The sequence below is a fragment of the Methylobacterium sp. 174MFSha1.1 genome (assembly GCF_900116815.1).
Lineage (GTDB): Bacteria > Pseudomonadota > Alphaproteobacteria > Rhizobiales > Beijerinckiaceae > Methylobacterium.
The window spans coordinates 24,981-35,067 of the sequence record NZ_FPCB01000057.1 but is presented as its reverse complement, the minus strand read 5'-3'; the positions used below and the strand labels follow the sequence as shown (position 1 = coordinate 35,067).

Sequence of the window (10,087 nt, the reverse complement as noted above, 5' to 3'; positions counted from 1 at the left end):
TGGAACAATCGAAACGCGCAGCTACGATCCTGTTCACAGTGATAATCCAACAGCAATCAAAATCTTCGATGCAGATTGGTCATTAATATCAAGCATCTACAGCGACGGTAACATCACTTGATAATGTCCCCTTATCGATGGTGTTTGACACAGGGCCTTTCGAGATGAAAACCGATCGAGGTGAAAGCGCCGGCCACCATGGGGCGCAGGGTGCGTGCGCGGTCGTCGCGACGGTGCTCCGGCGGTCGTGGTGAGCCGGGTCTCCAGATCACTGGCGCGCTTCGATGTCGAGGACGCCGCGGCTTACATGCCCTTGGCCGCGCGACCCAGATCGTAGGCCTCCAAGAAGCGGGCTTGTCCGGGTCCTCCCGGATCCCGCCCTCGCCCAAGAGCACGACCTCGACGCGTTGGCTGGTCCGCCGTGTCTTGAACGTGAATGCAGAACGATAATCGGCGCGCTTGCAATCGGGACTCCTGGAGGTCACAACAGGGTCGTCGAGCACACATTAGCTCGGCGCCAACCCTCATTTCAGGATGACCTTTCATGCCCACCTCGGTTTTCCTCCCTTTTATGGCCGAAGCCCTGCCGCTCTTCAGCCAAGATCACGATCAGGCAGAGCCTCATCGGGCTTTTCTGCGTCTTGATCTTGAGTCTGGCGCGGCGTCGCTCCGATCTGAAGATGTTCTCGAGGATGATATCCTTGGGCGCTCCTTGTACTGGAGCATCACGCCCTTCGCGACCTGGGCTCTTCTCAAGGCGTTCACCAGCCAGGTCGACCCTCTGCTCGCACAGATCATCGCTGGCCATTCGGTCAAGTATGCGGGTCTGCGATTGCACGACTCGTTCAGCACAGCTGCCGTGGACGCGAGCGATGAGATCACGCGCCTGGCGGACACACTGGAAGCCGCCGCCCCACGCGGCTGTGATGCGGTGGAGTACGTGCTGCACTATTATCGCAGCGTGGCATTTTTTGCTCAGCTCTGGGATGTCGATCCGTGTTTCAGTGATCATGATCTCTGCGCGATCACCGATCAGCTCGTCGTTGACGCCCTCGATGCTGACGGGGTCGCGCTGACCAACGCGTCCGCGCTCTATCTGGCGCTGTGCGATGTGCGGGATGCGATGTCCTGCACAGAGCAGGTTACGCTCGACATCGAGTGTCAATCCGATCAAGTCGAGTTGACCTACGGATTTGACACCGATGAACAGGCCTGCGCCTTCGCACAGGCCGTGCGTGATCACGGCCTGGTCTGATCGAGACCCTCCCTGGCCAAATCGCGGATCATTCTCCAGACCTCATGCCGATGTCGGAGGGGTCGTGTGCGGCCAGGAAAACTCGTCCACGGCGTGTCCTGACGCCGCCTGCGGCGGCGGTTTCATATCAATCGCCGTCGAGCTCAGACCCTCTCACACCAGAGAGGCCGACGAGACATCGAGTCAATGACATCGCCGCGAGGTCTGTCGCGAGCCGGCGCGACAGCGATCGGCTCGGTGCAGGCCGAAGCGGCACGCGGGTCACGACCGCGCGCTCCAGCGCGACGGGAGTGAGCGGCGCACATCAGTGGGCAAAAAGCTCTGCTCTCCGTCGAGCACCAGATCTGCACCTCGACGCGATCGATGTGACGAGGGGTGCGTCGCACCCCGTCGTACCGAGGACGCCTTGCCGTCGCCCGCGCGGACCGCGCCGGGCTCGTCAAGCCGCCCTCGGCGGCTCAAGAAAGGTGACTTCGTTAATATTCAAATTAAAGACGTCCATACTTATCTATATATACACGCAGTGGACAGAATTAATACAAAGGATATATTTCGATATGATTGTTGAAATTTTTGTTGGACCTCCTGGTTGTGGGAAGTCAGGCCATTTGATGAACGACATGCTCGATCATCCAGCACATTATCTTTTCGCGCTGCCTCGCACAGATCTTATCGAAGAAAAAGCGGATGATCTACGCAGTCGTGCACGTGCGCGTGGTCTCACCGTACACATCGAGCCGGTGCACGGTAACCAGCGGGCGAGTGGCACGGTCGAGAGACGCATCGATCGAGCACGGCAGGAGTCAGAGCTGCATCAGCACGCGATCCTCCTCATCACGCATGACATGCTCACCCGCATGGATCTGAGCCCATTCGGGGGCGATCGTCAGCCACGCTGGGACGCACGCATCGACGAGGTGCCGGATGCCGTGATTTCGGGCCGCTTCCGTGCTCCTGCCGCCGCCGTCTACCTGCAGCAGGTATATGAACTGGAGCCATCGACTGATGTGGGATGGTGGCAGGTCCGGCTCAGGCCTGACGCGCCTGGCCCCAGCATGCTCATGCGTGACACGCATCTGAGCGACCTCGTCTGTTTCGACAAAGCGGCCCGCTCGCACCAGGGAGCGCTCGTCGACGTAGGTGCCTGGCAGGATGCGACCCTGCGAGGCCGCACGGTCCAGTGGCACGCCGTATGGACGCCTGGAGCACTGGAAGGATTTGCATCGGTCGCGATTGCGGCCGCCGCTTGGACCACCAGCCTATGCGGTCGCGCGAGCGCACGCGTAGATGGACACGTCACATATTCGGAGACGCTGATAAGCCCGACACGATCAGGCGGCCCAAAGGTGCAGGTGCGGGTGCGATACTTCACGCATGGGCATATTGGATCCACCGCTTGGTGGGCGGATCCGACAGGCAGGCGCTGCCTCAACGCGGTTTTGCGCCACCTCGCCCAGGTACGCGATCTCGGCTATTATTCGGGTAATCGCGACGTGATGACATATTTCGAAGGCTGGCTCGATCATGCCGTTGCAGTATCACCACGCCAATCCGGAACGAACCGACTAATCTCTCACACCTCGTGTGCGTTTATCTACTCAAATAAGAGACAGGATGCCGATCAATCAATTCAGTCAACTCTAGACATTACATCTGACGATATCATGCAGGCGCGCGAGATGGAGGACATTCATCAATTCATTATGCGCGGAGCTATTCGTGACCCTACTTTCGAGGGCGAGTACACGATATATGTCTACGATCGGATGCAAGCCGAAGCGATCTACGCCTACCTGACGCGCCATAGGATTGCTGACGACATCGTGATCGAAAGTGTGCCGGAGGCGGGCATTCTCGATGTGGCGCGACCCGAGCGAGCGACCCGGCGTGAGACCACGCCGATTGGCAATTTTGCCGATCATGAAGCAGCTCGCCGGGAGCTGGAGAGAGAGCGCGGCGTGAGGCGGCGTGCTGAGAGTAAAGCCGCCAGCATCGCGGCCGGCACCTACCGCGCTCGTGGGCGGCCACGAAAAAACGGGGGTGAGTAGCCAATTGGCAATCAACCTAGGTTATTATTGTCGCTTACTTACTACACTTGAACAGCAGAATGGTGATAAAATTATCGTTCCTCTCAGACATATATTGACCCATAACCAGTCTGAGGCTATTTTCTGTTAATCGATTCGACGTTAGGGCGGTTCATTCGATCCATAACGATACAAACTAATTTTTTTATGAATATACATTGGATATAGACAATGCAGAAATTTAATATGCCAGCAGTTTTTCAGATAGATTACACAAATAAACGCGTCATGGTATCGGATGATGGAGGTAAAACCTTCGAGCGTGCGTCCCCGGATATGGAATGCGCGATGACAGGAAAGCATTACATTAGCATTGGTATCCACGATCCTCTCACGATCACGCCTTCGGAGATAGCCCGTGTGCTTGATTTCATTTTTGATTATCATCGAGAAGATTTAAAAAATCATCCGAAATATCGTATGGCTTTAAGCAGGCTCGCTGCAAAAGCTCCGAAAGATAAGAAGTGGCGCAAGGCCATGCAAAAAAAACCAATTTATGAACGCTGGGATTGCCTAATAGAGTCGTTGGCCGACTGGCTCGATGCAAATCCATAATGACTGATTATATTATCAAACTATTTAATACAATAAACTTAGTGAGAATATAGTAATGAACACGATTTTCTTTTCTTGCGTCGAAATTGGTGACGGGTTCTGGGATTACTCGGCCCATATGACCCGTTCTGGTGCCGAAGATAGCATGCGCACCAAAATGTGCGAGATAATGGGAAGTGATCCAAGCGAATACGCCTCGATGAGCCTCGAAGATCTCACGGATCATTTTTCTGATGAGACAGATTACTACTTAGCCAATGTCCGTGAAATGCCGCTTCTCACGTGAGGCAAAGCATATAAATTAGCATCATCTATAATATAAGATGCTAATATTCTATGATATATCAAATATATACTCATACAAATACAGCCAGAATATAAAGGTTCTTTACAATGAGCGCACTTTTTCCAGTTACAACTCCTTTTTCTATGGAAGCCGATGAGTATGTAGAAGATGTGACAGAATTTCGTGAGTGGAATAATCGTCTCAGGAGCAATTTGGCTCCTATGCAAGGGCATCAAAGCGCACTCGATGCGGTACGTCTTTTTGAGGTGCTCTACTTCGACGAAGAGGAGCAACTTGATCTATGTGTTTATGTTCGCGCCCGTACCACATTCGAAGCCAAAAATGTTGCGATAAATTATTATTTTCCGGGCGATATGTTGAATGATCCGACTCATGCCGCCACAGCGGCTCGCATGAGAGGGGGCACGTCAATCACAGCAATCAAAATCTATGACGATCCCAACATTACAATCGAACCAATTCCCTGGCGTGAAGTTTGGAGCCAGATGGCGAAGGTACTGTGAGTCAAAATGTGCGATATGAAAATTTATCACTTTAACTCGCTTACCTGCGGTGACGAGGATCGTATTGAGGCTGTGACGGCATACTGTCACGAGCAAGCCGTTGATGTGTTGATTGAGTCGCGCGTTCGCGAGTATTTTGGTATATACGAAGGCTTTCTCGACGAGAAATCGATACTTTCTGATCCAAGTTGTACTGGATTGCAGGACCACTTGGGTAAAACGGCATCACTCATATTAGTCAGTGAAATCAAAGCTCCCAACCGACCTGGACCTATTTCCTATTATAATCGCCGTGCTGTCTCCATTGACGTGGTAGCAAGTCTCGTGCGTAGACGAGCGATCTAGCTTTTATATCGGAGCTTCCGGAGCGCAGCGGCAATGCCCAAATGGGAGTGGTCGTTGCGTTTCGTGCCCGATTGCAGCTCTATGTTTTGAATGCAAGGTATGTAAGATTGCGTAACGTATCAATACCTCCAGCTTGCAAGCGGAAAATGGATTAATTTTGTGCACAAATATATCTTATCTAATTGAGTAATATTGATTATGAAATACAGAATTCGCATATCAAAACATGCTGGACCATTCAGGTATTCACTAGAAACACCAGAGATGCAACATGCAATCATGTACCAATCAAAGTTTTTAGATGATATTATATCTATTATTGAAGAGGAGATATTAGGAAAGTGCGGTAAAACACCAGATATTGAGGTGCTTAATATACTTAGAATACATAAGAGAAAAAAACAAATAATTGATGCTTCCTTACAAGAACATATTATTAATTTTAAGAGCACGTGGCCGTATGTTTTTGATGTCGAAGAATTGGACTCTGCAAATTTCTCTGGTCATCTTTCAGTTGGAGCTGAAAGGATATGCGAGCTGGAAATGTGGCTTGATGCTCGAAATTATGAATACGGGCGGATGGGCTGGATGATTGGCATGAACGATCTGTCTGCAGCAACTGCATTCAAGCTTGCGTGGTCTTGAGCAGTCTATTATTGTAAATATTATCTTGGTATTCGCATTAGATCCCGTCCCGTTCTAGTCTCATCATATTCCAGACATTCTTACTTGCTGGCTCACGACCCATTTTACCACCCTGTAGAGTGGGTTCCATAGCAGCACGCTATGCGAGTCGTCGCGTTGGCCGTCGGTCAGGGTCCGGGCCTAATCAGCTCGATTGCTAGAGGTCTGCTGGGCGTTGGAAGCGGCGGTCCAGGCCGGGTTAGCTCGACAGAGGCTACAGAGCAGCCTTAAGCACCCGATAGACGCTCGCACGGCCGATCCCCAGCTCTCGCGCGATCGCCGAGGCGCCCTTCCCCTCCCCTATCAGCGCGCGCACGGCCTCCGGATCGACCGTGCGCGCCCGCTTGTAGACGCCGGCCGCCTTCGCCTTGGCGATGCCCTCCGCCTGGCGCTCGCGCCGGAGGTTCGTCTCGAACTCCGCGAAGACGCCCAGCATATCGAGGAAGGCTTTGCCAGCGGCCGTCGACGTGTCGATAGGCTGCTCGGTCGCCAGCAGCCCGGCCCCCTTCCCTCTCAACTCGCGCACGATGTCTTGGAGGTCGCCGATCGAGCGCGCCAGCCGATCGACTCGGGTGACGACCAGCGTGTCGCCGTCGCGGATGAAGGCGAGCACGGTGCGCAGCTCGTCGCGGCCGACGGTCGAGGAGCCCGACACCTTCTCGGACCGGATGATGTCGCAGCCGGCCCTTTTAAGCGCGGCGAGCTGCACGGTGAGGTCCTGGTCGAGCGTACTGACGCGGGCGTAGCCGATCCGGGCCATGGAATGTCTCGCAGGGTCTAGATGATCCCTTGTAGCTGTCTCACATGCCGCCCAGCAACCCTGTGAGACAGGGCGCAGGCGTCTCACCGTGGCTGCCTCGCAGGGTGTACCCTATGAACAGGGGGATGGGGCGTTCGTCGGAGCGGATCAAGAGTTCACCCTATCCAAACACCCCTTTGCCCTCTTGGGCCATGGGGTTCACGGGCTGTTGAGGTTTTCCACCTATCCCCTTTGGGGTATTGGCACACTTACCCACCTGGGAGCTTGGGCAATGGCGGTCATCAGCGTGTGTTCGACCAAGGGAGGCGTCGGCAAGACGACGCTCGTGATCTGCCTCGCCGACGCCTACGCCCGGCAGGGCGGGAGCGTCGCCATCATTGATGCCGACCCGAACGGTCACGTCGTGACCTGGCGCGAGCGGGCAGGGGAGGGGGGCCAGGTCGACGTGATCGGCGGCGTGACGCAGGCCAACATCCTCGACCGGATCAGCGAGGCGGCCGCGCGCTACTCGATCGTCTTCGTCGACCTTGAGGGCGCCGCCTCGCAGGCCGTGACCTACGCGATCGCCGAGTCGGATCTCGTGCTCATCCCCTCGAAGATCTCGGGCATGGACCTCCAGGAGGTCTTCCGCACCTATGAGGTCGTGCAGCGGGCCGAGAAGATGCTCAAGCGCCGCATCCCTGCCCGGGTCGTCCTCACGCAGATGTCGCCGCTGCAGAGCCGCGTCGCGGCGCATGCCCGCGCCGAGATCCAGGAGGCGTCGATCCCCGTGCTCCAGACCGAAGTGATTCAGCGCGCCGCCTATCAGGCGCTCCACTTCACCGGCCTGTCGCCCTCAGCGCCCGACGGGGACGCTAAGGCCGCCCGCGAGGTCGGCGCCACCCTCGACGAACTCCTCGCCATCCTCGCCGAGCAGCAGCAGGCCGCGTGATGTCTAAGACCGTGTTCCAGCCCGCCCCGCGTCCGAAGCCCCGGACCTCTCCGGAAGAGGCGCGTCAGCTCGCCGAGGCCGCCGAGGATCTCGGCTTCACCCGACCGTCGACGGCGCCCGAGCCCGAGCGGCTGCCCTCCGAGACTCCGGTCGCTCCGGAGCCTGTGCCCGCAAGCCCAAATTCCCCATTGCCCAAGAGGGCCAACGCCCAAAAGGACCCAGCTCTCAAGTTCAGCATCCCGGAGGAGGTCTGGACCGAGTTGCGCCAGCGCGCGCTCAACGAGCGGGTGACGGTCAAGTTCCTGGTCCTGCGGGCACTCGCGCGCGACGGATTCGCGATCGACCTCGACAACCTGCCGGAGGACGGGCGGCGGGTTCGATAGAGAATCACCAATCAGCCCGAATCCCTCACCGAGCGCCGGATCCTCACCAGGATCCGGCGCTCTCGATTCCAGGGGTGGCGACAGTCTCAAGCTAGAATCGAGAGCTCGCGGCCGGTCGTCCCGCCGGTCCAGAGCCCGAATCCTCCCTCCGAAAACCTCTTCCGCCGCTTCCGCGAGCTGCCGTCCTCAATTTTAGAGAAGAAGAGAATCCCTGAATCCCCGTGGAGGGAATCGGTTTGCACCCTGTCGGTCGACGCCGCTGGAGCCAAGCCGCCCATTCGCGCGACAGGACCCGCACGAGATTCGTCTGGTGCGTCTGCCCTTTGCGGGGACGCTCGGTGATGGAGAGGAGTCCGTCGCCCTCGGCCAGGCGTAGGGTCATCTGCGCGTGGCGGTGGCACACACCGGCGCGGGCCGCGATCTCGGCGACCGAAAGCCCGCAGACGCCCCGCACCGCGATCTCCTCCCCGACGATGAACAGCACCGCCCTTTGGCCCTCGGTGTAGCGGCGCGCGAGGGGTTCGGGCAGCGGGCTCGACCCGCCGAGGCCCCGGCGGCGCTCGCGGCTCCTCGCGCGGTCGGGCGAGCGCTGGCGACGGAGCGCGAACTTCGTGATCTGGGCGGCGGTGGGTGCGATCGCGGCGGCGAGCGACAGGCCGGCTGGCGCAGGCGTGGCGGAGGCAAGGCCCTTGCGTTGCGCCTCGATCGCCACATCGAGTTCGGCGGCATCGTCATCGGTGAGGAGGCCTTGTGCGTGCAAGGCGTAGAGCTGCGCGCGCAGATCAGCGCAGGCGCGGGGATGCGCCCAGGCGATCGCCTCTTTTATCTTGGCATAGGTCATCAGTCGGCCTCGTTGTGAGGCCGCGGCAGATCGAGCCGGGTCGCATGAGGCGCGCCCGGTTCCCGGCAAAGCTCCGCCGTCGTCGGAAAACGGGTTTCCGATTGACAGAGGTCGCGATTTCAGGGACGATCGGCCTGTCTAGAGCTTGGATCGGCCCTTTAGGGCTCCAGACCCCTGCTAAGGTTGGCGCCTTAGCGGGGGTCTCGCTTTTTCAGGTTCTCACTGCGGCGGCAGGGTCTCCGGTGGATGCGACTCGCCCTCAAGGCGCGGGCCACGGTAACCTACATCCAGGCACGAATTAACCGTTGCCGTCAAATTTTCCTGGTTCGAGATCGCGCCCGAGCACCCAGTAGAGAGCCCAGGTCGCCGCGTTCGAGACGCACGTGGTCACCGAGCCGCGTGGCCCGAGGATGGTCACCGTGAGGCGACCGTCCTCAACCCGGGCATCGAGGGTGCCGGGAGGAGGGGCGGGGCGTCAGGCATCGCACCACCCTCCACCAGCCGATGTGGCGGCCACAGGACATTGGCGTGTGCCGCGCCTGCCTTGATAGCCGCGAACCGCTCTTCGGCCCGGTTCACCGTCGTGTACTGCTCGCCGAGATCCACGATTTCCTCGTCTACCGTCTGGGCCCGACGGGGCGGTGGCGAAACCGTCCTCGAGACTGTCGGGGCCCTGGCGCCCCTCGCTTGCTTCGTTAGCGGAACCTTGAGGCCATCCGCGAGCAGCGCCGATTGAGGCCCGTGCCCAGCCGGGATAGCGGCGGTCATCGCCCGAAACCCAAAAACTAAGATCATCGTATTCAAAAATTTATTTCCTATTATATAATGTGCATTGCTAGCCTGCAGGTGTTCGTTATGAAAGAAAAGCCTTCGAATATCATCTCATTGATAGCAATTTCATTCGCTTTTGGGATGGCAAATTTTGTAATTTTTTTCAAGTATGATGTTTTGCTCGCATTTTTGATGATGCCAATTGGCGCAAGTATTGGTGCTTTGGCATTCTCTATATTTATTTTTATACTTGATGTTGCAATTGAGCGTCACCGTTCAAGGCGTATATCACAGGAGGTCGCAGCTCGGAGACGTAATAAGTCAAGAACGGCAAATCAAACCCGGGCACCTGATATTTAGATTATGCCTCATGATCATGATTTATATTTAATTAAATCTGACAATTCTTATTATAAAACCACAAAAACAAGATATAGATCTGCGAAAACCAAGTTAGTAGCCCGGCTTTATCACCATCTTTCACCATAATGTCGGAACCGTACTACGACTCTCAGGCCTGGTTAGGCAGCGCGGCGCGGTAAACAGCGTCACTCAGGCCGGAGCCGCATTCCGTCCCGAGGCTTATCGGCTTGCCGCGTGTTTGTTCTTGCCATCCGCTCTGACATACCCGATACCTTGCGCCCGTCATGATCATCGACCTCATT

At 56.8% G+C, this 10,087-nt stretch carries 10 protein-coding genes; 8 read left to right on the top strand and 2 right to left on the bottom strand.

What is annotated here, in order from left to right; genetic code table 11:
* The first annotated feature begins 544 nt into the window (after positions 1–544).
* The 6 genes from BM430_RS31415 (at position 545) to BM430_RS34370 (ending at position 5,697) form a co-directional block, all read left to right on the top strand.
* Positions 545–1,255 (top strand): hypothetical protein, encoded by a 711-nt coding sequence (locus BM430_RS31415; protein WP_093571125.1) that lies wholly within the window; start codon positions 545–547, stop codon positions 1,253–1,255.
* Positions 1,256–1,866: 611 nt separating this feature from the next.
* On the top strand, positions 1,867–3,303 hold the full coding sequence (locus BM430_RS34390; protein WP_143132188.1) for a hypothetical protein: 1,437 nt from the start codon (positions 1,867–1,869) through the stop codon (positions 3,301–3,303).
* Positions 3,304–3,513: 210 nt separating this feature from the next.
* Positions 3,514–3,897, top strand: coding sequence for a hypothetical protein (locus BM430_RS34385; RefSeq protein WP_143132187.1), 384 nt, complete (start codon positions 3,514–3,516; stop codon positions 3,895–3,897).
* A 55-nt stretch (positions 3,898–3,952) separates the two neighbouring features.
* Complete coding sequence (locus BM430_RS34380) at positions 3,953–4,183, top strand: hypothetical protein (RefSeq protein WP_143132186.1); 231 nt, start codon at positions 3,953–3,955, stop codon at positions 4,181–4,183.
* 107 nt (positions 4,184–4,290) lie between these two features.
* Positions 4,291–4,707: a hypothetical protein gene (locus BM430_RS34375; protein WP_143132185.1), complete on the top strand. Its 417-nt coding sequence runs from the start codon at positions 4,291–4,293 to the stop codon at positions 4,705–4,707.
* A 624-nt stretch (positions 4,708–5,331) separates the two neighbouring features.
* Positions 5,332–5,697, top strand: coding sequence for a hypothetical protein (locus BM430_RS34370; RefSeq protein WP_143132184.1), 366 nt, complete (start codon positions 5,332–5,334; stop codon positions 5,695–5,697).
* 253 nt (positions 5,698–5,950) lie between these two features.
* Here the strand turns inward: BM430_RS34370 and BM430_RS31400 are convergent, their stop codons facing one another.
* Positions 5,951–6,496: a recombinase family protein gene (locus tag BM430_RS31400; RefSeq protein ID WP_093571122.1), complete on the bottom strand. Its 546-nt coding sequence runs from the start codon at positions 6,494–6,496 to the stop codon at positions 5,951–5,953.
* Between the two features lie 271 nt (positions 6,497–6,767).
* Here BM430_RS31400 and BM430_RS31395 point away from each other — a divergent pair, with 271 nt between their 5' ends.
* Complete coding sequence (locus tag BM430_RS31395; RefSeq protein ID WP_093571121.1) at positions 6,768–7,427, top strand: ParA family protein; 660 nt, start codon at positions 6,768–6,770, stop codon at positions 7,425–7,427.
* Complete coding sequence (locus BM430_RS34365; protein ID WP_143132183.1) at positions 7,427–7,810, top strand: hypothetical protein; 384 nt, start codon at positions 7,427–7,429, stop codon at positions 7,808–7,810. Before BM430_RS31395 ends, BM430_RS34365 begins: the two co-directional genes overlap by 1 nt.
* 91 nt (positions 7,811–7,901) lie before the next feature.
* On the opposite strand, the gene BM430_RS31385 is transcribed toward BM430_RS34365, so the two are convergent.
* Entirely contained in the window at positions 7,902–8,651 is a 750-nt protein-coding gene (locus BM430_RS31385; protein ID WP_093571119.1) for a hypothetical protein, read from the bottom strand.
* Positions 8,652–10,087 lie beyond the last annotated feature (1,436 nt).